Here is a 20,993-nt window from a genome sequence, read left to right on the forward strand (position 1 = left end):
CAACCAAGCCTTCACACCATCACCTCAACCCTTGCTATAATGCCTTGTTATTGGCTACTTTCAAGCGCCAGACAAGCGATTATAGCGCCATAAGAAGGGCATCAAACGCCAACTGTGAATCCTCTTCACTTTCACACCAAGGCAAAGCGCCGAGCAATGGCGCTGGCAGCATTGCCATCAGCGTTGCGAGATTTTCATCATAACAAGGCATTAACTCTGGCCCACTATTAGCGACCCAGCCCGCTAGCGTCAAACCATCACGGGCAATCGCTTGCGCCGTCAAAATAGCATGATTCAGGCAACCAAGCTTCATATTCACCACAAGAATAACCGGAAAGCCTAAAGCGACAGCCACATCAGACAACATCTCGCGGTCATTTAAGGGCACTCTCCAGCCCCCCGCACCTTCGACTAAAGCAAACTCATGAGGTGTCAATAACGCCCCTTTTATATAACCTTCTAACCGAGATGCCGTGACCAAACGACCTTCTTGCATTGCGGCGATATGCGGTGCAATCGCGGCTTCCAGCACAACCGGATTCACTTGCTCATAGGGTAAAACCACACTACTTGCTTGCTGAATAAGCAAGGCATCTTGATTGCGTAAACAACCCTCAACAAGTTCCGCTCCCGCCGCTATAGGCTTTAAACCCAGCGACTTTAAACCCGCCCGTTTTGCCGCCGCAAGCAAACCTACCGTGACATACGTTTTACCGACATCGGTATCGGTTCCGCTGATGAAAAAGCGTTTTTTCACATTTTACTCCTGAGGATAAAAAGGTTTTTGAACAACCACAAATGACACCTGATAACTCAACGGCACGCCCAACTCGCCACGCTGTTGATTGTACTCAGCTAAAAATGCTTTCCATTTACTCGGCGAGATAGCGCTGCGGCCTTCTGCTGCAATTAAACTCGCGCCGACTTTTTTGAGGGAGTCAATTGCTCGCTCAGGAGACTCAAACCACATCACAATATTGGATAACTGGAAAGACGACAGTTGCCATTGTGACGCTTTAAGACAACTTAACAGCGCCCCAGCCGTCATATACTGGTGAGTATGCGGACTATGATCCACCCCCAACCAAGCGTTGGCTATTTCAGGCATAGAACCGTGAGACAAGGTCGAAAAAATCGCATAACCACCTGGCTTAGTAACGCGATAAAGTGCATTAAACAGCTCGTTTGGCGCCAAACACCATTGAATTGCCAAACTCGAAAAAACCAAATCAAAAGACGCCTCTCGAAAAGGTAGCTGTTCGCCATCGGCACAAACATAGTGGGTATTTTGCAAATCAGAACAGCGCGCCTTGGCCACCGCCAACATCTGCGAAGACAAATCCAACCCGATGCAAGACTGTGGTTTCAAGGTCTCGGTTAGCGCCGCCAAAGCCTGCCCGGTTCCCGTACCAAGATCAAGCACCACATCGGCGCGATTGATGGGCAACATAGTCAGTAAACGATCTAGGACAATATTCTGGAATTCGGCATAAGCATCGTAGGATTTAGCGGCACGATCAAAACGCTTGGCAAGCTGACACTTATAGCCAAGCGCCGGTATTTCATGGGGTATGAGCATCGATAAAACTTTCTATATGGCGTACACAAGCGTCCTCTTCTTCAAGAAAAGGTTGATGGGCACAATTTGACAACACAACACATTGCTGCAAAGGATTCATATCCGTTTGTTGCGCCAATGATTGACTCGAAACCAACGCATCCTTGCCACCTAAAAGGTGTAAATTAGGAAGATCCAAAAGCGACCATTCACGGCGAACATCTAAGGATTTCAGCAGCCTAAGACCCCCAACTAACGCCGCACGGTTCAAGGTCTTCATCGGCAAGCATGCCTGTAACTGTTTCGCCAAGGCGCGTTCATTCTCTGCACCTTTGGCCTGCAACAGCACAAAGCGTTTAAGCCCTTCTTCTGGCGACTGCTCAATCAAGGCAGCAAAGGCATCAAAATCGTCAACGGTCATCGCCTTTTCCCAGCCTTCTCGTTGAATAAAACTAGGGGACGCTGACAAGGTAATTACCCCCAGCACTTGGCTAGAACGACGCGCGGCCACATAAACCGACACCATGCCACCCAGCGACCAACCCATCCACCACGCCCCTTTAGGCGCCGCGTCTATCAGCTGCTCAGATAAAGCATCGATATCGTAATTCGGCCCAATACGAGAACGAGAGATCCATTGCTCATCAAGAGAAATACCCGGCAAGTTCGCCACCACAACATAAAACCGCTGACTCAGGCGCAAGGCAAATGAGCGCATCACTTCTTTTGGCATGGCCCAACCAGAGACCATAAAAATAGCTTGATTAGACGAGCTCCCAAAAGCTTCGGTTTCAATACGTGCTCGCATGCTGTCCCTCTATATACTTTGCGTTGAAAAGTTTTGCTTAAATAGTTTTGCGTTTAAACATTTGCTGTTAAAACGCGTTCGAGTGAGTCGCATAGTAACACTAAATCTTCATCGGAGTGGGCGGCACTTAAGGTAATTCTTAAACGCGCACGACCTGTAGGCACAGTCGGAGGACGAATCGCAGTACACCAGATCCCCAGCGATTTTAATTTTTCACTTACTTGAATCGCCGCTGCACTATCACCAATAACAATCGGTTGAATGGCCGTCGCGGAAGGCATCAACTCAACCGGAAGCGCCTCAACTCTCTGACGAAAATACGCAATATGGCGCGCCAAACGATCTCGTCGCTCTTGACCTTCTGCCGACTGAATCAGCTGTAAGGAAGCCAATGTGGCGCCCGCCATCGCTGGCGACATCGCCGTGGTATAAACATAAGGGCGAGCAAATTGCGTAAGATAATCCGCATAATCATGAGAGGTCGCAACAAACGCGCCCGCGGTTCCAAACGCCTTGCCAAAGGTGCCCACTAAAATAGGCAAACTGACCGAATCTAATCCCGCTAAAGACAAACAACCTCGGCCATTTTCGCCAAAGCACCCCAAACCATGGGCGTCATCCACCATAAACATCCAGTCATGCTGACTCGCTAATTTGGATAATTCAGCCAAAGGCGCAACATCGCCATCCATGCTAAACACCCCATCCGTTACCAGTAAACCCGATGAAGTCGACTTAGCGAGTAACCTCTCAGCGCTCGCCACGTCAGCATGTAAATAACGCCGCAAAGGCGCTTGCGCCAATAAAGCCCCATCAATCAAAGAGGCGTGATTCAGTTTGTCTTGTACAACAGGACGATGCTTATCCGCTAGGGCAGAGATCACCCCTAGATTCGCCATATAACCGGTACTAAATAACATAACTCGTTCGTACCCAAGCCAATCCGCTAGCGCCTCTTCTAACCGCTGATGCGGCGCCAAATGCCCACACACCAAATGCGACGAACCACCACCAACACCATAAATCTCTGCCGTACTGTGCATCGCCTTGATCAACGTTGGGTGATTCGCCAACCCCAAATAATCGTTCGAACAAAACGCGGTATACTGTTGCGAATCTATTTGAGTGTGCGGAATTTGCGGACTGTCTAGAGTAATAGTGCGACGCATTAAATCCTCTTGGCGGCGCGTTTCAAGCGCGGCCAACACCCAGTCGGGCGTATTAGACACTGGCTTCATAAAACATCTTAGACTCTTCCTGCTTCACTACCTGCGCGGTAATGGCTTCGACCACAGCCTCATCCGAATGCGCTTCACGCTTCTCTGGGTTAATCCCCAAATTAGCAAATAAAGCCATGTCTTTATCGGCTTCTGGGTTGCCCGTCGTCAGCAGTTTTTCACCGTAGAAAATGGAGTTTGCCCCCGCCATAAAACACAAGGCTTGGGTTTGCTCATTCATGCCTTGACGACCCGCAGATAATCGAATATGGGACTTAGGCATCAAAATTCGTGCCACCGCAATGGTACGAATAAACTCAAAGGTGTCCAGATCATCGACGTTTTCTAGCGGTGTTCCTTCTACTTTCACCAACATATTAATCGGCACACTTTCTGGGTGCGGCGCCATCTGAGAAAGTTGACGCAGCAAACCCACTCGATCTTTTTGCTCTTCACCCATGCCCATAATGCCACCACAACACAGCTTGATGCCTGAATCACGAACCCGAGAAAGCGTATCCAAGCGGTCTTGATAAGTGCGAGTGGTAATAATGCTGTCATAAAATTCAGCAGACGTGTCTAGGTTGTGATTGTAATAATCCAAGCCCACTTCCGATAAGCGCGCTGCCTGTTCATCGTTTAGCGTTCCCAAAGTGACACAAGACTCCAAACCTAACGACTTAACCCCCTTGATCATTTCCAGTACATAAGGAAAATCTTTCTCAGAAGGGTGCTTCCACGCCGCTCCCATACAAAAACGACTGGCGCCTTTTTCCTTCGCTAATGCCGCTTCTTCCAGCACTTTTTGCACTTCCATCAACTTTTCTTTTTCAAGCTCAGTGTTGTAATGACCACTTTGTGGGCAGTATTTACAATCTTCTGGACAAGCGCCGGTTTTAATCGATAAAAGCGTACTCACTTGCACTTCATTTGGCGTAAAGTTTTCTCTATGGACCGTCTGAGCGCGAAACATCAAATCCATAAAAGGTAGGTCAAACAACACTTTAACCTCCGCATGAGTCCAATCAAAACGCGGCGCGCTCACATTATCTGTAGTCATACTTAAAGACATAGTACTTAAAGACATAGTATCCTCGATCCGAAAAATAGAATGGAGCAATACTAATGGACTGGAAAAAACTGTCAACTATAAAAATTCAAGAGGTTTACAACGGGTTATTTTTAAATCGGTGCTATTTGTGCAACGCCAAGAACAACAATACCCAAAGCAGCAGCAAAAGCCATAACACCCTTTGCCAACATTGCCACCAAGGTTTTGCAAAAAATACAAACAGCTGCTATCGCTGCAAACGCCCAACCCATACCGCCAACATACTATGCGGGCAATGCCAAGTTTCCTCACCGCCCTACCAATTATGCGTCGCGCCCTATCGCTTTGAAGGCATAGTAAAAGCCCTCATTCACAGCATAAAATTCAACCAAGGGAACCACTATATTCGACCGCTCACCTACTTGCTCAGTGAACAGCTAATACACACTTACTCAGCAGAACCTTGGCCAGAGCAGATTCTTTACGTCCCGAGCCACCCCACTCGAATCAAAGAACGAGGCTTTTGCCAAACACACGCCATGACCCAGCTATTAATAAAAAACTTACGCCTACATTTGGGTGAAAAATGCCCACTACAAACCAAACACAACCCAATCAAAAAAATCAAACACACCCAAGCTCAACATTCATTAACTCGAAAAGAACGCCTGCAAAAAACCCAAAACAGCTACCAAATCGACGGAGAAATAGCGAAACACGTCGCCTTGTTTGACGACGTGATGACCACAGGAAGCACCATAGAAAGCTGCACCCGACTGCTGCTAAAAGCAGGCGCTGAACGTGTTGATGTCTGGGTCATTGCCCGCACACCAGACAAAGGGTATTAGCCGTTAAGCAGCACAACAGCCTAGCCAGCGCCCTTTGCTTTGTTTACTATGCGCGCAACAAAGCAAGGGCAAACGTCATGAAAACAGATCAACAATACCTAGATTTAGATAAACAACTGCTGTGGCATCCCTATACCTCGATGAGCCAACCCAGCCCACATTTTTTAGTCGAAAAAGCCATTGGCTGCGAGATAACACTCAGTGATGGGCGCACCTTAATCGACGGCATGTCTTCTTGGTGGAGCGTCATTCACGGCTACAACCACCCAGTGATGAACCGCGCCATCCAAGCGCAGTTAACACAATTTGCCCATGTGATGTTTGGTGGCTTCACTCACAAACCCGCCATTGATCTTGCCGAAAAACTCATCGCCATCACCCCCGCAAATTTACAACGGGTTTTCTTTTCCGACTCAGGCTCGGTATCTGTTGAAGTGGCCCTAAAAATGGCCATCCAGTATTGGAACACTCAAGGCAAACCGACAAAGCAATTTTTCGTCACCCCAAAAAGCGGCTATCACGGCGATACATTTGCCGCTATGTCAGTGTGTGACCCTGAAAATGGCATGCACAACGTATTCACCGGTGCACTAACACAACAAATTTTCGTTTCTCCGCCACCAACCGGTCTTAACGCACCCGTAAAAGCCGAATACCTAGACGAAATTCGCACAACCTTTGCAGAAAACCACCAACGCATCGCCGGTTTTATCATCGAACCTGTGGTGCAAAATGCCGGCGGTATGCGCTTTTACAATCCAGAGTACTTAAACCAGATTCGAGCACTGTGCGATGAATTCGATATTTTGTTAATTTTCGATGAAATTGCCACCGGTTTTGGTCGAACAGGTAAGCTTTTCGCCACCGATCACACCAACATTTGCCCTGATATTATGTGCGTTGGCAAGGCGTTAACTGGTGGTTATATGACGCTGGCCGCCACCTTAACAAACGATAAAGTCGCCCTGGGTATCAGCGACAATGGCGGGGTGTTTATGCACGGCCCCACCTTCATGGGCAACCCACTGGCCTGCTCCGCCGCCAACGCCAGCCTGTCTCTTCTAAGTGAATACGACATTGCAGAAAAAATCACACAATTAGAACGTTGGATGCAAGACGCGTTGACGCCATGCGAACAACTTGAGCAGGTCAAAGAAGTCCGCTGCCTAGGTGGCATTGGCGTTGTCGAATTGAAAAAAGCGGTTAACTTAAGTGAAATTCAGCCAAAATTCGTCGAACTTGGCGTTTGGGTACGGCCTTTTGGTAAACTCATCTACCTAATGCCGCCTTATGTTATGAGTGAGAAGCAAATTCAAACACTTGGCCAAGCCATCCACCAAGTAATAAGTGAAGAGACCTGTTAGGCATACGACCAGAACACTAACCCCCTGACTTGCAGGGGTTTTGGTTTGGTGTAATTCGCTTTTTGTCGGCCTAAAGGCGCGACCTACATCGTTTTGTGTAGGTCGTGATTTATCGCGACAAGGGTTTTGATGTGATGCGCTTTTTGTCGGCCTAAAGGCGCGACCTACATCGTTTTGTGTAGGTCGTGATTTATCGCGACAAGGGTTTTGGTTTGGTGTGATTCGCTTTTTGTCGGCCTAAAGGCGCGACCTACATCGTTTTGTGTAGGTCGTGATTTATCGCGACAAGGGTTTTGATGTGATGCGCTTTTTGTCGGCCTAAAGGCGCGACAAAAAGCCACCTGACTGGCGTATTACTGCTTCATGCGCTCTGCAAGATTACCCTGCTCATACGCTTCTTCTTCAATGTGGGTAATGTTCAGCACGATACTTTCAGCTTGTTCAATACTATTAATGCTTAATGCATCAACATCTTGCATCTTATCGTTAAGGTCGCGCGCCACACTCGCCTGCTCTTCAGACGAAACATTAATCTGTGCTGTCATTTCAACAACGCGTTTAATCGCCGTCTCAATATCACTCATTTTCTGCGCTACGTCGTTAACACTGTCAACACCTTGCTGCGCGACCACACTGCCCTTATCTATGGTGCTAGTCACATCTGCGGTATTTTTCTTTAACTCTTCGGTCATGCTGTGAATACTTTGTGTGGCGTTCTGAGTTCTAATCGCCAAGGCACGCACTTCGTCCGCGACGACCGCAAAACCACGACCCGCCTCACCGGCACGGGCAGACTCTATGGCGGCGTTCAATGCCAATAAATTAGTTTGCTCTGCGATACCACTAATGGAATTAACCACTTCATTAATGCTGTCACTACGCTCTGCCAGCACCGCCACCACTTTTTTCGCATCCGATATGTCTTGATAAACCTGACGCATCGTTTCGCCCGTTTTCTGAGCTAACAAACGACTCTCACGAGACAAACCACCCACCGATTCCGTCGCCTCAACGGCGACATGAATGTGCTCCGCAACATGCGTCACACTGGATAATAACTGAGAGCTGGCCGCCACAACCTCTTGAAAGGTGTTACGTTGCGTATTGAAGTTTTTTAAATTCGCTGTCACGCTATTTTTCGCTTCTGAGGCCCTATGACTTAGCTGCTTAGCCCCCTCTTTTAGGCGATAACGAAAGGTATTACCTGCGGCTTCTTGATGAATCTTGGCAAACTTAACCGCTGCTTTTGTGCCAATGGTTTTGCAATACAAGTATTGCCCTATAGGGTTATGCGCCTCTGACGCCAACCCAGACACCACCGTATTTAACGACTGATGTTGATGATAGGTCAAAAGCAAGCCCAACAACGTCAAAATAGGGGCGGCAATCTGCAACGCCAGGGTATTGGACAACAGACCAGCCAAGGCCAACAAAACAAAACAAAGCATCACAGGCCAAGAAGCATTGGCCAAATACGCGGCCGCTTTGGTGCGCAATGGCACCACACTTTTACCCGCATTAATACGATCATAGACAGATTGTGCGTGCTGGATTTCCTCTCGAGTCGCTTTACGTCGAACCGACTCATAACCAATCACTTTACTGCCATCTAGCAAGGGGCTCATATGGGCACTCACCCAATAATGGTCGCCATTTTCACAACGGTTTTTCACCAGCCCCATCCAGCTTTTACCTTGTTTAAGGTTGGCCCACATATCGGCAAAAACCGCCGAGGGCACATCTGGGTGACGAATCACGTTGTGAGGCTTACCTATTAGCGCTTCACGCTCATAGCCTGCTATTTCGCAAAAAACGTCATTAACAAAGGTAATGCGTCCTTTCACATCCGTACTGGAAACCAACATATAGCTTTCAGGAAAATCATTTTCTTTATTTGTTACTGGCATTTTTCGCATAAATAACTCTCGATCTTATAGTAATTATTTTCACCACCAACGTAGTGGTGTGTTTTTAAAGATGACATAAAAATACACCAATCAGGGGCTATTCGTCATCAAAATCTCGGTAAGCATCTGGCGCCAAATCTTCAAAGCGGGTGTACTTACCGACAAACGCCAGTCGACAAGTCCCTATCGGACCATTACGTTGCTTACCAATAATAATCTCAGCGATCCCTTTATGAGGCGTGTCTTCATGATACACCTCATCACGATAGACAAAAGAAATCACGTCCGCATCCTGCTCAATCGCCCCAGATTCACGCAAATCTGAGTTTACAGGGCGCTTATTTGGTCGGTTTTCCAAGCTACGGTTAAGCTGAGAAAGCGCCACCATTGGGCACTCCATTTCCTTGGCGATGGCTTTAAGGGAGCGAGATATTTCAGAAATTTCATTGGTACGACCTTCGGTGAAACCAGGAATTTGCATCAACTGCAGATAATCCACCATGATCATCGCCACGCCACCATGCTCACGCGCAATACGTCGCACACGCGAGCGCATTTCAGTCGGGCTAATACCGCCCGTGTCATCAATAAATAACTTACGGTCTTTGAGCATTTTCACCGCCGACATCAATTTGTCCCAGTCTTCTTGAACCAATTGCCCAGAACGCATACGCGTCTGATCAATTCGCCCCAGGGAGGACAACATACGCATCATTAACGCCTCGGCCGGCATCTCTAAACTGAAGACAATAACGGGTTTTTCACTGATCATGGTGGCATTTTCCACCAAGTTCATCGCAAAGGTGGTTTTACCCATCGACGGACGACCCGCGACAATAATCAAATCGGATGGCTGCATGCCAGCGGTCATGGCGTCTAAATCCGTAAAGCCTGTACTCAAGCCGGTGATCGCACCTTCCTGATGATACAGCTCATCAATTTTATCCACCGTGGCACTTAATATATCGGCGGCAATACGTGGCCCACCTTTTTTCTCACCGCCTTCTGCGATTTGAAAGATTTTTCGTTCCGCTTCATCCAATACTTCCGCCGCCGTCATTCCTTCTGGATGAAAGGCCCGCGCAGAAATATCATTCGTGGTGGAAATTAGGCGGCGCAAGATAGAACGCTCGCGCACAATGTCGGCATAAGCGGCGATATTTGACGCGCTAGGCGTTGCCTCAGCAACCTCAATTAAGTACGCCATGCCACCAATAGACTCTAAGTCGCCACGTTTGTCTAAGCGCTCCCCAATGGTCACCACATCGATAGGCTCAGACTCATCAGCCAAACGAGCAATCACGGTAAAGATCGACTTGTGCTCTGGACGATAAAAATCATCCGCAATCACCAGCTCAGAGACCTTTTCCCACGCTTGTGGGTCCAGCATTAAGCCACCAACAACGGAACGCTCAGCTTCAATGGAATACGGTGGTAATTTAATAGAAGCGACTTCAGAATCATTTAGTTGCACGCAAAACACCCATACAAAAACAGAAAAAACACAAGGGGATTAGCTTATCACGCCCATAAAAAAAAGGGCATCTTGCAAACACAAGATACCCCTTTCTTATTAAGAAGAACTGACGCCCTTCTTAAGTAATTTGCCTAGGCAAATTACTCAGCGATTACAGACAAAGTGACCGTTACAATAACTTCAGAATGAAGTTGAACGTCTACTTCGAAAGAACCTGTATGACGAATCGCGCCTTCTGGAAGACGGATTTCAGCTTTCTCTACCGCTACTTGCGTAGAAATAGCATCTGCGATGTCACGAGTACCGATAGAACCGAAAAGCTTGCCTTCATCACCCGCATTTGCAGCGATAGTGAAAGTTTTGCCTTCTAGCGTTAGAGCACGAGCTTCAGCTGCAGCTTTACGCTCAGCGGCTTGCGCTTCAAGTTCAACACGACGCTCTTCAAAGCTAGCCAAGTTAGCTTTTGTAGCCATTACAGCTTTTTTGTTCGGAATCAAAAAGTTACGAGCATAACCTGGTTTAACAACGGCAACGTCACCAATACCACCTAGCTTGTTTACTTTGTCGAGTAGAATAACTTCCATCTCGATCACCTCTAATTAATCATTAGCTATCACTTGAGTTGGACGCTTTACCTTGGATTCTAGAACGAATATTCACAAAACTGTCGATCACACAAAGTGCGACCAATACATTCGCGAAATACACATTCAGAACAAAAAATCCCACCAGATAAAATGCAATCAGTCCAACAACCCCAATTTCTTTTTTTGCTAAAATACCATGTATTAAAGCGAGCCCCGGCAACACTAAAGCGGGTACAGCGGCTTGAGATAGAATAATAAAGGAACCGCCTAGGCTTTCCCCAATTAAAATCATCCCACCCAAAACCAAACTAAACGCCACTGGCAATCTTAGTTGATGAAACTCAGTACGCAAACCGCCTGGGTTATAGAGCCCTGCTTGCCACTTTCTTGCTAAAAACAAGGAAGCAATGGCAATCACCACTTGGAAGATGGACACTGCCATCACCGCCTGGTTAAAAATCAAATCTTTATCAGGAATCTCGACCCCTTCTGATACCAACACCTTCTGAACCAAAGCTACCGCTAGATTCAAAACGTCCGCCATCAAAAAAGGCTGAAGCAGCGTACTGATAACAGCTAAAAAGCTGCCAGCTAACAGCACCCAACTCCATGACGCTGTTGATCTAAGTAAATAGCCCAACAACATCACATCAACCAACACCAGAAGTGCCGTTGCATCACCTTGGTATATCCACAGCACAAATGCTGGTAGACACCCCCAAGCTAATACCGGTATTCCTTCTTTTACACCTTTGCGAAGCACCACCAATCCTAGGATCGCAGCAGCTAGCCAAAACATCATAGGGATCAGACCAAACACCATCACACCGATAACGGCATTAAGACGTTTTTTCATGACCCATTTCGCTAAACCACTCATAAAAGCGCTTCTTTCAGCCTATTAATTAAAGTGGCTATCAGTGTAAGGAAGTAAAGCAATGTAGCGAGCGCGTTTAATAGCAGTCGCTAGCTGACGCTGGTAACGAGCCTTAGTGCCAGTAATACGGCTAGGTACGATTTTACCAGTTTCAGTAATATAACCTTTCAGTGTGTCTAGATCTTTGTAATCGATCTCTTTAACGCCTTCTGCTGTAAAACGGCAGAACTTACGACGACGGAAAAAACGAGCCATGAGTGTCTCCTAATAAAATAGATTAATCTTCAGATTCTTCAGATACTTCTTCAGAATTGTCGTGGTTACGCTCTTCACGCTGAGGAGCAGAACGACGATCTTCACGACCTTCAGAAGCTTTAATAGGAGATACGTCAGTTACCGCATCTTTACGACGAATCACCAAGTTACGGATGATGGCATCGTTGTAGCGGAACGTGTCGTTTAGTTCAGACAAAACACTGTCAGAACACTCAATGTTCATAAGAACATAGTGTGCTTTGTGAATTTTGTTAATTGGGTAAGCAAGTTGACGACGACCCCAATCCTCTAAACGGTGAACTTGGCCACCATCTTCAGTGATTAGGTTAGTGTAACGCTCTACCATTGCTGGTACTTGCTCGCTTTGATCTGGGTGAACCAGAAAGACGATTTCATAATGACGCATTTAAGCTCCTTATGGGTTCTTAGTCTCCACGCTTGCTTCCCCTGTGATAAAGCTGTGAGACAAGGAGTATTGATTTACAGGGACGCGTATTATATAGCACGAGTGGACAACAAGTAAACCGAAAAGGCGTAACCAAACCAAAGTGACCCTCCCTATCAGTGCAAATGAGGCGCCATCACCAACGAGTTTTTAGGAAGAAAAAAGCATTTCCTGCAAACTATTTTACAGCTCTCTCCTAAGCCAATAGAATCAATGGCACCTTAATTCATTCAAGCGTGAGAATATGGACATCATCCAAAAAATTATTTTAGTATCCATCACCCTTACTCCGCTCATCGCACACGCTGACGGTGACCTAGGAGTCATAGGCGCCATGTCACAATCGATCTACAAAGACGTCGACTCTCGATCCGCATTTTTACCCAATATAAATTATCAAGGTGAACACTTTTTCATCGGCTTACCTGAAACTGGCTACCGTTTTTTACCGAAAAAATCCGTACAGAACGCGGCTATCGGCCTATCTTATGATAGCTCAAGCTTCGATCCTGATGATTCAGATGACATCAACATCCAACAATTAGACGACAGAGACGCCAGTATTATGGCATTTGCCTCTTATAAATATGGCCCGGTAACAACAAAATTGGCGCAAGACATCAGCGGCGAACACGACGGTTACTACGCCCAAATATCGGCAGGCTACCCTATTCCCATGGGTCATTGGAAAATCATACCCACCATTTCTTATCGCTACATGAACAGTAAGATGAGCAATCATCTTTTTGGCATTTCACCGGCAGAGTCAAACCGAACCGGTGGCAGCATTACAGCCCATGACGCTGACGCTATCTCTTTTGTGCGCTATGGCGTAAGAGGCATGTATTCGCTCTCACAAAATATTAGCCTAATGCTGGGTGTCGTCCATACAAAATACGACGATGACGTACTCAAAAGCGCTATAGTCGAAGACAATGCAAGCACTTCTGTTTTAGCGGGTGTATTCGTTTCCTTTTAGCGGATTCAAAGTAGAGCAAAGCCCCCAATAAAAACATCGTATTAGAACTTGCGGAACCCACATCATGAGCAAATTTTCCAACAATACCCAAGCCATGCTATTTGGACTTGGGGCCGTGTTACTTTGGTCAACGGTTGCCACCGCGTTTTCACTGTCTTTGAAGCATTTTTCGCCTACGCAATTATTGCTTGTGGCCAACATAGTGTCGTTACTGTTTTTAATCACCTTGATTGCCGTTAAGGGTGAAACAAAGCCATTAATAAGTCTGGCAAAACAAACCTGGAAATCGTCTTTGTTTTTTGGCGCCATCAACCCTTTTCTGTATTACCTGATCTTACTGCAAGCCTATAACACGCTCCCAGCCCAAGAAGCACAAGCCATTAACTACACATGGGCCATCATGCTGAGCTTTATGGCCGTGCCCATTTTGAAACAACGCTTAACCCCCGCCGACTACCTTGCGGCGGCGGCCTGCTATTTTGGCGTCTTGTACATTTCCACTCGCGGGCAAATTGGCTCATTAGAGTTTTCCAATGTGTCTGGTGTCGCGTTCGCCCTACTCAGCACCATTATCTGGGCGCTTTATTGGCTACTGAACACCAAAGACAAACGCCCCAGCCTAATTGGCCTAACGCTAAACTTTGCCTTTGCCTTGCCTCTTATTGTTATTTTCGCGGGCGTAACAGGAGAGTTAAATCACTTTAACTACGAGGGGTTATGGGGAGCGGTTTACATTGGCTTGTTTGAAATGGGGTTGAGCTTCGTGCTATGGAATAAAGCCATGAAACTGACGACTAACGCCAGCCAAGTCGCCAACCTCATCTTTTTATCGCCATTGCTGTCTATCATTTGGCTGTCTCAGTTTGCCGGAGAAACCATTCTGGATTCCACCCTGATAGGCTTAGCTTGCATTCTTACCGGACTGTTTGTACAAAACGTGTCGAAGAAAACCAAATCATCAAAATAGGACTTGTCATGCCAGCGTTTGTTTATTTACTCTTGCCGATTCTTTTCTGGTCAGGCAATTATATTTTAGGCCGCATAACCGTTTCAAGCGGCATAGACCCTTTCTCTATCTCGTTTTTACGCTGGAGTCTTGCCTGCCTGATCATTCTGCCTTTTGCCTACAAAAAACTCTGGTTAGAGCGAAAAATCATCGCTAAAAACTGGCCCTTACTGACGCTTTTTGGTTGGCTTGGTATCTGTAACTACAACTTATTCTTATACATAGGCCTCACGTCAACCACAGTAACCAATGCCGTACTACTCAACTCCATCATGCCGGTGATGATTCTGATTACTGCTCGCTTGTTATTGGGCAGTAAAACCTCTTGGTTGCAAAACACCGGCATCTTAATTTCCACGCTGGGCGCGATCACCATTGTCAGTCGTGGTAGCTTAGACACTTTTTTACACCTCAGCTTTTCCCAAGGCGACTTATGGATTATCACCGCCGCCATTAGCTGGGCAATTTATTCGGTGCTCATTATTAAACGCCCAAAAGGCATGTCCTTGATTGGCTTCTTCGCTTGCACCGCACTGATCGGCACCCTCTTTCAAGCGCCGCTTTTTTTCCTCTTTGGACACAGCTCACTCGCTGATTTCAGCGCAAGTAATTGGGGAGCCATTCTTTATATGGGAGTATTTGCTTCTATTGGGGCTTTTTTGTGTTGGAATACTGGCGTACAAAAACTCGGTGCCGCCACCGCAGGGCACTTCATCCACCTCTTACCAGTGTTCAGCATCGGCTTATCGGTTCTCTTCTTAGGCGAGCAATTACTGAACTTCCACTATGTCGGTATTGCCTTAATTTTTTCAGGCATTTTTGTGGCAACGGTTTTAAATAAAAAAACGGCCAAATAAAAAACGGCCAGACAAAAAACGACAATCTGCCACCTAACCTCTATTTCGCGCCATACGGGTACTCATCAAGATGCTCAAGAAAATAAACAGCATCCCCAAAATGGCGTAAATACCCGGCACATGCCCCCAAATAACCCAACCCCAAAAACCACTAAACACCACCCCGACGTAACTCACAGGGGAAACGATACTGGCTGGCGCATAGGTGTAAGCCAAATTATAAAGCGTCATACCAACATACAAGGTGATGGTGACCGCCGCCACGAAGGGCCAAACACCCAAAGGCAAAGTAAAGGACTCTCCCTGCACAAAAACCAATGGGAGAGACAATAAAGTCGACACGAGAAAATACACAAATAAGGTTTCTTCACCCGAAACCTGTTGTGACAACATCCGCGTTGTCACCATAGATAAAGCCAACCCCACCGCCGATACAAGACCAACAAGATGCCATGGGTTCAAATGACTTGGCATGGGTTGAATAATGAAGGCGACACCAACAAAACCGATAATAAGCGGCAACCAGCGCGCCTTTGGAATACGAATTCGATGCAGTACCAGCACCACAAATGGCACGCACAGCGGTGCACAGGTTCTTAGTAAAGACGCCTCAACCAAGGGAATATGATTCAACGACCAATAATAAAAAAGAAAACCAATAAAACCGCCAAAGCTGCGTAAAAAATGAATTTTCCACACAGATAAAGGTCGCTTTTGCCAGCGCCCGCGCATTTGTGGCAATAATATCAAAGCACAAAATAAGCTCTGCCAAAATACCAAAGTAGACACCGCAATCATGGTTTGAGCTTGCTTAGCAGCCAGTGCCGTCAGCGACATCACAAACGCATACGCGATGGTCATGACAACGCCTTTCTTTAACAATTCATTACTGTCCAAGGTGCATCACTCTTTGAATGGGTAAAAACAACGGTAACTGATATCTAAATATAGGCTGACTGTTTAACCTAATTAACTTAGATTGTCGAGTGACGAGAAGCACCAAGATACTGAGAAAAAAGCGGATGGGGTTCTGGTTGCGACAACACAGACACAGGTTCATGAGCGACTACCCGCCCCTGCTCAATCAATATTACCTGCCCACCCACCAAGCTAGCCTCTTGCGGCAAATGCGACACCAATAAGGTTGTTAACCCCAACTCAAGCGTCACTTCATTAACCAGATGCAGCATTTCTTCACGTAAAGCAGGATCCAAGGCGCTAAAAGGCTCATCGAGTAATAATATGGGCTTTTTCCGCACCAGCGCCCGCGCAATAGCCACTCGTTGAGCCTGACCACCCGATAACGCCTGTGGAAAACGCTGCGCCTTGTCAGCAAGCTGTGTTTTTTCAAGCGCCCAATGAATTTTCGCCTTTTGCTCATTATCCAAAGACAACGAAGGCGATAAGCCAATGGCCACATTTTGCCAAACCGTTAATTGCGGAAACAAATTATCACTTTGAAATAAGGTCGACATGGGCCTTTCGTAAGCGGGCAAAAACAGCAGTGACTCATCATTGAAAAAAAGCGTGCCACGAGCCGCTAAAAAGCCACCGAGCAAGTGCAAAAGTGTGCTTTTCCCTTCACCGCTACCACCGAGCAAGGTGGTAACACCGGGGGGAATATCCACACAATAATTCGCATGAAAGTTTTCCCAGTCGTATTGAAGATTAATGCTTAACAAGCGATCTTCCTCCGATAAAACGCGTTGAACCGTAAAACAGTAGCAAGCAAAGTAATATTAATACCACCGCCACACAGGCCCCTTCTTCTAATCGATAAGCACCAATCAACTGAAACAGGTACAAAGGCAAAGACACTAAGCCTTGACTGCCAAATAGCGCAATCACGCCCATATCGCCCAAAGAAAGCAACAGGGCATAACCCAACGCTTGCGCCACACTGAGGCGAATCAACGGCCATTCCAGACACCATCGTGACCAAGACCGAACCCCTAAGCTCAAGTAGACCGCCCTAAAACGCCGTTCTTGCTGATACATCACCGGCATCAGAGCACGTAACACAAAAGGCAAAGCCATTACCGCATTCACCCACACCACAATCCAATAACTCGATTGAAATCCCCAACCAAGATCACGCAAAAACAAAAACAGCCCCGTAGCAATGACCAAGCCCGGCACCATTAAAATCAAATTACCCAGATGCTCAATCTTATTGGGTAACAAGGCTAAATACCGGCGAGCCATACAAAAACGCGCCAACACACAAAAAGACACGCCAAGTAAAAGGCTCACCAGTGCCGCAGGAAACGCGATTTGCAATGACACTAACACCGCTTTCCACAGCGCAGCAGACTGCAATGTTAGCAAAAAAATAGGTGAAAAAACCGGATCAAAAATAGCCAAAAAAGGCGGAATCACCAAAATGAACGCCACCAATAACGCCAAAGCATCCGCCGATTTTGCCCAAAAAGAATCTTTGAGCGAGTAACGTTTAACCGCTAACAAACTCACGTCCTGACGATTAACCGGGGCGATACGATAAACAACGACGGCAAACAAGGTGCATATCGACACCTGCAACAAAGCCAAAAAACTCGCCTTGTTAAGGTCAAAGTCGAACCTAAGCGCCTGATAAATCGCCACTTCCAAGGTGCTAAACTTTGGCCCACCGCCTAAGCTTAACACCACAGCAAAGCTAGAAAAGCACAACATAAAAATCAGCACAAAAGCACCAGGCAGCACTTTTTTTAGGTAATGCCATTCAATCCAACGAAACGCCGTCCATCGGGAAAAGCCCAGCTGCGAAGCCTGACGCCACTGCCCTGAAGGAATCAAATCATAGCCTTGCAACAAAAGACGCACCGCCAAGGGCATATTGAAAAAAACATGCGCCAATAAAATTCCCACGAGACCATACAAAGGAATGTGGATATCAAACAGCTGGTAAAGCCAACCGCTACGACCATACACCACAACCAACCCTAAAATCGCCACAATGGTCGGCACCACCATGGACACCGAAAACAATTGCAGCAACGCAGCTCGCCCATAAAATGACCGATGAATAAGACAAGAGGCGACCGGAATAGCAATCAACAAACTAATCCCGCTGCTAAGCAGCGCTTGCCATAAGGAAAAACGCACTACTCGCCAAAGATAAGGCTGCTGCATGTAGCCAAGCCAAGAGTGCCAGTCACTATAACGCAAAAGCGCCACCAGACTGGCAGCGCCCATTAACAGAAAAAAGCCAACACCCAATAATGCTGGCAATAAGCCTTTAACCGTTCGCAAAGAAAACAACGTAGCGCCTATTATCTATTATCGTGTTGTAGCATTTAGCCACTCATCCACCCAAGCACCGCGGTGCTTAGCCACCTCTGCTGCGGGCAAGACTAAATTCTTACTGGGTTTGAAAGCGTCATCAAAAGCAGCAGGCAATGCCTCATCCAACTCAATCACTGGCAACATCCAATTCCCCGTCGCCACTGTCGATTGAAAACCTGGCTGCAAAATAAACTGCATAAACTGCTTCGCCAACGCCGGATGAGGCGCATCCTTCATCATAGCCGCCACTTCAATTTGCGGATAAAGCCCTTCACTGGCCATGGCGGCTTGGTATTTAGTCTCGTCCTCCGCCACAATATGATAAGCAGGTGATGTGGTATAACTTAAAACCACATCGGCTTCACCTTTCAAAAATAAACCGTAGGCATCGGACCAGCTTTTGGTCACCGTCACCGTATGAGAAGCCAAGCGCGCCCAAGCATTCGCTGCATCATTCCCGTAAACCGACTTCATCCACAACAGCAAACCTAGTCCCGGTGTACTCGTTCTTGGGTCTTGATAAATCACCCGTAAAGCTTGATTATCCACCACTTCTTTTAAGCTGGTTGGGGGCGTTTGAAGCGTCTCAGCGTTGTAAATAAAGGCAAAATGGCCTTGGTCAAAGGGCACAAAAAACCGATCCGACCAACCACCAGAAATCGTAACGTTCGACGTATCAACCGAATGCTCTGCCAATAGTCCGGTTTTTTTGGCGGCTTCCATCAAATTAAGATCCAGCCCCAATAGCACATCCGCCTGCGACGACTTACCTTCTAATTGCGCTCTGGATAAAATGCCCACCGAAGAGTCCAGCGCGACAAAATTTAGTTCACAGCCGCATTCTTGCTCAAAACTGGCTTTAATCTTTGGCCCAGGCCCCCAATCCGACGCAAACGAATCGTAGGTGTACACATTAAGGGTTTCTTTGGCGAACGTCAGTGGCGAGAAAGCAACGCCAATACTAACGACGGCAGTCGAAAAAAGAGTAGTTAACAAAAATGGTTTCAAGGTGTCGCTCCTAAATAAGTGAGCGGCGTACAGGGGAAATGGCAAGGAGGGATGTGAGCGACGCTATGTCGGCAGTTCAACTTGCTATCTCGATTCCTACGCCAGCATGATCTGGATCAGGTTCGGTGGGTTAGCGGTTAATCCGCTTCTCAGCTCTAGTCTTAAAAAACTAAAGCACCCCATGAGATAATGAGCTGTTATTGTAAAGAGTCACTCAGCGGAAGTCTATTTCCGCAAGCACCCGTGTCACCGCACCTTGGTTTTTTTCAGCAAAACGCAAGGCCGTTTGACCCAATCTATAACGCTGAGACGCTTGTCCAGCAAGATCCAGCACAACACTTTCCAGTTGTGTTTCATCTTGGCAACGCACTGCACCATTCACTTGCAAAAGCTGATCGGTAATCTCGGCAAAATTAAAAGTATAGGGTCCAACCAAAATGGTTTTCCCCAGCAGAGCAGGCTCAATAGGATTATGGCCTCCTCGCTTAATCAAACTACCGCCGACAAACACCATGTCCGATGCCTGATAATAATGCATCAGCTCTCCCATCGAATCGCCGATCACCACATCAAAATCCGACCATTGCTCCAGCGGCGTTTGGCTACGAAGCGCCACTCGATCAAATGACTGTTTAGCCAACGCATAAACAGCCTCAAAACGCTCTGGATGGCGAGGTACCAAGAGTAATAAAGCATTAGGTTGCTTCTGCAAAAGCGCTTGATGGGTGCGTAACAAGATTTCGTCTTCGCCTTGATGCGTGCTGCCGCCCACCCAAACAAAACGCGAGCCAAGCTGGCGTCGCCAATTAGCTTGAAAAACCTCTGGTGGTACAACAAGGTCAAATTTAATACTGCCAGTCACCAACACCTTTTTTGCCCCTAGCGCTTCAAAACGCACGGCATCTGCCTGTGCATGCGCTAAAAAACAATCTGGCAAAGCAAACAAAGTACGAGAAATAAGAGAGAATTTTTGATAACGCTGAAAAGATCGTTCGCTCAAGCGGGCATTCACCACGTCAATGCGCATGCCCTGACGTTTCGCTTGGTGTAACAAATTAGGCCAAAGTTCGGTTTCAACAATCAACAAGCGCTTACAGGTTATTTTCTTTAGCGCCCTCTTCACACTGCAACGCCAATCCATCGGCAAATAACGATGCTCGGCAAAAGGGAAGGCCTTCTCCACCTGTTCCGCCCCAGTGGGCGTCATGGTGGTCATCAGCAAACGGTGCGTTGGAAACCTTTCTCGCCATTGCAGGACCAAAGGACGCACAGCAAGCACTTCTCCCACAGACGCACAATGAATCCATAGATCCACTTCAACAGAAGGCCAAAAACCAAACGCTTCTTTCGCGCGATAGTGCTGGTAGGTTTTCTTAAAACGTCGAATTTTTAATAAAATGACCGGTGTTAATAACGCCAATAACGAATGGTACAGCCACATAA

General features: G+C 46.9%; 21 protein-coding genes and 1 riboswitch. Of the genes, 5 read left to right on the forward strand and 16 right to left on the reverse strand.

Annotation, left to right across the window (positions count from 1 at the left end; all coding sequences use genetic code 11):
• Positions 1-79 precede the first annotated feature (79 nt).
• From bioD to bioB, 5 genes are read right to left on the reverse strand one after another with little or no spacing between them, the layout of a single operon-like run.
• Complete coding sequence (gene bioD, locus J8N69_RS03695) at positions 80-757, reverse strand: dethiobiotin synthase (protein WP_168822556.1); 678 nt, start codon at positions 755-757, stop codon at positions 80-82.
• 3 nt (positions 758-760) lie between these two features.
• On the reverse strand, positions 761-1,579 hold the full coding sequence (gene bioC, locus J8N69_RS03700) for a malonyl-ACP O-methyltransferase BioC (protein ID WP_168822555.1): 819 nt from the start codon (positions 1,577-1,579) through the stop codon (positions 761-763).
• On the reverse strand, positions 1,563-2,366 hold the full coding sequence (locus J8N69_RS03705) for an alpha/beta fold hydrolase (RefSeq protein WP_168822554.1): 804 nt from the start codon (positions 2,364-2,366) through the stop codon (positions 1,563-1,565). The genes bioC and J8N69_RS03705 overlap by 17 nt, the downstream gene beginning before the upstream one ends.
• A gap of 53 nt (positions 2,367-2,419) precedes the next feature.
• On the reverse strand, positions 2,420-3,604 hold the full coding sequence (gene bioF, locus J8N69_RS03710) for an 8-amino-7-oxononanoate synthase (protein ID WP_168822553.1): 1,185 nt from the start codon (positions 3,602-3,604) through the stop codon (positions 2,420-2,422).
• Positions 3,588-4,643 carry a biotin synthase BioB gene (gene bioB / locus J8N69_RS03715; protein WP_211084860.1) on the reverse strand — a complete coding sequence of 352 codons (1,056 nt, stop codon included), beginning with the start codon at positions 4,641-4,643 and terminating at the stop codon, positions 3,588-3,590. Before bioB ends, bioF begins: the two co-directional genes overlap by 17 nt.
• Before the next feature lie 65 nt (positions 4,644-4,708).
• Between bioB and J8N69_RS03720 the strand changes: the two genes are divergently transcribed.
• Positions 4,709-5,482 carry a ComF family protein gene (locus J8N69_RS03720; protein ID WP_168822552.1) on the forward strand — a complete coding sequence of 258 codons (774 nt, stop codon included), beginning with the start codon at positions 4,709-4,711 and terminating at the stop codon, positions 5,480-5,482.
• A 77-nt stretch (positions 5,483-5,559) separates the two neighbouring features.
• Entirely contained in the window at positions 5,560-6,846 is a 1,287-nt protein-coding gene (bioA, locus tag J8N69_RS03725) for an adenosylmethionine--8-amino-7-oxononanoate transaminase (protein ID WP_168822551.1), read from the forward strand.
• Positions 6,847-7,199: 353 nt separating this feature from the next.
• On the opposite strand, the gene J8N69_RS03730 is transcribed toward bioA, so the two are convergent.
• From J8N69_RS03730 to rpsF, 6 genes are all read right to left on the reverse strand, one after another.
• Positions 7,200-8,753: a methyl-accepting chemotaxis protein gene (locus J8N69_RS03730; RefSeq protein ID WP_227803966.1), complete on the reverse strand. Its 1,554-nt coding sequence runs from the start codon at positions 8,751-8,753 to the stop codon at positions 7,200-7,202.
• Between the two features lie 97 nt (positions 8,754-8,850).
• The gene (gene dnaB, locus J8N69_RS03735) at positions 8,851-10,227 is read right to left on the reverse strand and encodes a replicative DNA helicase (protein ID WP_168822547.1); all 1,377 of its coding nucleotides are present in this window, start codon (positions 10,225-10,227) and stop codon (positions 8,851-8,853) included.
• Between the two features lie 143 nt (positions 10,228-10,370).
• Complete coding sequence (gene rplI, locus J8N69_RS03740) at positions 10,371-10,814, reverse strand: 50S ribosomal protein L9 (protein ID WP_168822545.1); 444 nt, start codon at positions 10,812-10,814, stop codon at positions 10,371-10,373.
• A gap of 22 nt (positions 10,815-10,836) precedes the next feature.
• Positions 10,837-11,697 carry a hypothetical protein gene (locus J8N69_RS03745; RefSeq protein ID WP_168822543.1) on the reverse strand — a complete coding sequence of 287 codons (861 nt, stop codon included), beginning with the start codon at positions 11,695-11,697 and terminating at the stop codon, positions 10,837-10,839.
• Positions 11,698-11,718: 21 nt separating this feature from the next.
• Positions 11,719-11,949, reverse strand: a complete 231-nt coding sequence (gene rpsR, locus J8N69_RS03750) for a 30S ribosomal protein S18 (protein WP_013662377.1) — start codon at positions 11,947-11,949, stop codon at positions 11,719-11,721.
• Between the two features lie 22 nt (positions 11,950-11,971).
• Positions 11,972-12,376 (reverse strand): 30S ribosomal protein S6, encoded by a 405-nt coding sequence (gene rpsF, locus J8N69_RS03755; RefSeq protein ID WP_168822541.1) that lies wholly within the window; start codon positions 12,374-12,376, stop codon positions 11,972-11,974.
• A 283-nt stretch (positions 12,377-12,659) separates the two neighbouring features.
• Here rpsF and J8N69_RS03760 point away from each other — a divergent pair, with 283 nt between their 5' ends.
• From J8N69_RS03760 to J8N69_RS03770, 3 genes are all read left to right on the forward strand, one after another.
• Positions 12,660-13,394: a MipA/OmpV family protein gene (locus J8N69_RS03760; RefSeq protein ID WP_168822539.1), complete on the forward strand. Its 735-nt coding sequence runs from the start codon at positions 12,660-12,662 to the stop codon at positions 13,392-13,394.
• Between the two features lie 64 nt (positions 13,395-13,458).
• Positions 13,459-14,361: a DMT family transporter gene (locus J8N69_RS03765; protein ID WP_168822537.1), complete on the forward strand. Its 903-nt coding sequence runs from the start codon at positions 13,459-13,461 to the stop codon at positions 14,359-14,361.
• A gap of 8 nt (positions 14,362-14,369) precedes the next feature.
• Entirely contained in the window at positions 14,370-15,257 is an 888-nt protein-coding gene (locus J8N69_RS03770; RefSeq protein ID WP_168822535.1) for a DMT family transporter, read from the forward strand.
• A 33-nt stretch (positions 15,258-15,290) separates the two neighbouring features.
• Here the strand turns inward: J8N69_RS03770 and J8N69_RS03775 are convergent, their stop codons facing one another.
• From J8N69_RS03775 to J8N69_RS03795, 5 genes are all read right to left on the reverse strand, one after another.
• Entirely contained in the window at positions 15,291-16,118 is an 828-nt protein-coding gene (locus tag J8N69_RS03775; RefSeq protein WP_168822534.1) for a DMT family transporter, read from the reverse strand.
• Positions 16,119-16,231: 113 nt separating this feature from the next.
• Positions 16,232-16,939: a thiamine ABC transporter ATP-binding protein gene (locus tag J8N69_RS03780; RefSeq protein WP_168822532.1), complete on the reverse strand. Its 708-nt coding sequence runs from the start codon at positions 16,937-16,939 to the stop codon at positions 16,232-16,234.
• Positions 16,926-18,518, reverse strand: coding sequence for a thiamine/thiamine pyrophosphate ABC transporter permease (gene thiP / locus J8N69_RS03785; RefSeq protein WP_227803967.1), 1,593 nt, complete (start codon positions 18,516-18,518; stop codon positions 16,926-16,928). The genes J8N69_RS03780 and thiP overlap by 14 nt, the downstream gene beginning before the upstream one ends.
• Before the next feature lie 18 nt (positions 18,519-18,536).
• The gene (gene thiB / locus J8N69_RS03790; protein WP_168822530.1) at positions 18,537-19,550 is read right to left on the reverse strand and encodes a thiamine ABC transporter substrate binding subunit; all 1,014 of its coding nucleotides are present in this window, start codon (positions 19,548-19,550) and stop codon (positions 18,537-18,539) included.
• A 75-nt stretch (positions 19,551-19,625) separates the two neighbouring features.
• Positions 19,626-19,742, reverse strand: a riboswitch (TPP riboswitch).
• Between the two features lie 22 nt (positions 19,743-19,764).
• Positions 19,765-20,991, reverse strand: a complete 1,227-nt coding sequence (locus J8N69_RS03795) for a 3-deoxy-D-manno-octulosonic acid transferase (protein WP_168822528.1) — start codon at positions 20,989-20,991, stop codon at positions 19,765-19,767.
• Positions 20,992-20,993: the final 2 nt, after the last annotated feature.

The sequence above is a fragment of the Marinomonas profundi genome (assembly GCF_020694005.1).
Lineage (GTDB): Bacteria > Pseudomonadota > Gammaproteobacteria > Pseudomonadales > Marinomonadaceae > Marinomonas > Marinomonas profundi.

What these genes read in the sequence shown, in the direction of transcription:
- J8N69_RS03730 (WP_227803966.1), bottom strand. Translation starts at nt 8,753, where the DNA reads ATGCCAGTAACAAATAAAGAAAATGATTTTCCTGAAAGCTATATGTTG.
- J8N69_RS03705 (WP_168822554.1), bottom strand. Translation starts at nt 2,366, where the DNA reads ATGCGAGCACGTATTGAAACCGAAGCTTTTGGGAGCTCGTCTAATCAA.
- bioF (WP_168822553.1), bottom strand. Translation starts at nt 3,604, where the DNA reads ATGAAGCCAGTGTCTAATACGCCCGACTGGGTGTTGGCCGCGCTTGAA.
- J8N69_RS03765 (WP_168822537.1), top strand. Translation starts at nt 13,459, where the DNA reads ATGAGCAAATTTTCCAACAATACCCAAGCCATGCTATTTGGACTTGGG.
- rplI (WP_168822545.1), bottom strand. Translation starts at nt 10,814, where the DNA reads ATGGAAGTTATTCTACTCGACAAAGTAAACAAGCTAGGTGGTATTGGT.
- bioB (WP_211084860.1), bottom strand. Translation starts at nt 4,643, where the DNA reads ATGACTACAGATAATGTGAGCGCGCCGCGTTTTGATTGGACTCATGCG.
- rpsR (WP_013662377.1), bottom strand. Translation starts at nt 11,949, where the DNA reads ATGGCTCGTTTTTTCCGTCGTCGTAAGTTCTGCCGTTTTACAGCAGAA.
- J8N69_RS03760 (WP_168822539.1), top strand. Translation starts at nt 12,660, where the DNA reads ATGGACATCATCCAAAAAATTATTTTAGTATCCATCACCCTTACTCCG.
- bioA (WP_168822551.1), top strand. Translation starts at nt 5,560, where the DNA reads ATGAAAACAGATCAACAATACCTAGATTTAGATAAACAACTGCTGTGG.
- J8N69_RS03775 (WP_168822534.1), bottom strand. Translation starts at nt 16,118, where the DNA reads ATGACCATCGCGTATGCGTTTGTGATGTCGCTGACGGCACTGGCTGCT.
- J8N69_RS03795 (WP_168822528.1), bottom strand. Translation starts at nt 20,991, where the DNA reads ATGTGGCTGTACCATTCGTTATTGGCGTTATTAACACCGGTCATTTTA.
- J8N69_RS03770 (WP_168822535.1), top strand. Translation starts at nt 14,370, where the DNA reads ATGCCAGCGTTTGTTTATTTACTCTTGCCGATTCTTTTCTGGTCAGGC.
- bioC (WP_168822555.1), bottom strand. Translation starts at nt 1,579, where the DNA reads ATGCTCATACCCCATGAAATACCGGCGCTTGGCTATAAGTGTCAGCTT.
- J8N69_RS03720 (WP_168822552.1), top strand. Translation starts at nt 4,709, where the DNA reads ATGGACTGGAAAAAACTGTCAACTATAAAAATTCAAGAGGTTTACAAC.
- rpsF (WP_168822541.1), bottom strand. Translation starts at nt 12,376, where the DNA reads ATGCGTCATTATGAAATCGTCTTTCTGGTTCACCCAGATCAAAGCGAG.
- J8N69_RS03745 (WP_168822543.1), bottom strand. Translation starts at nt 11,697, where the DNA reads ATGAGTGGTTTAGCGAAATGGGTCATGAAAAAACGTCTTAATGCCGTT.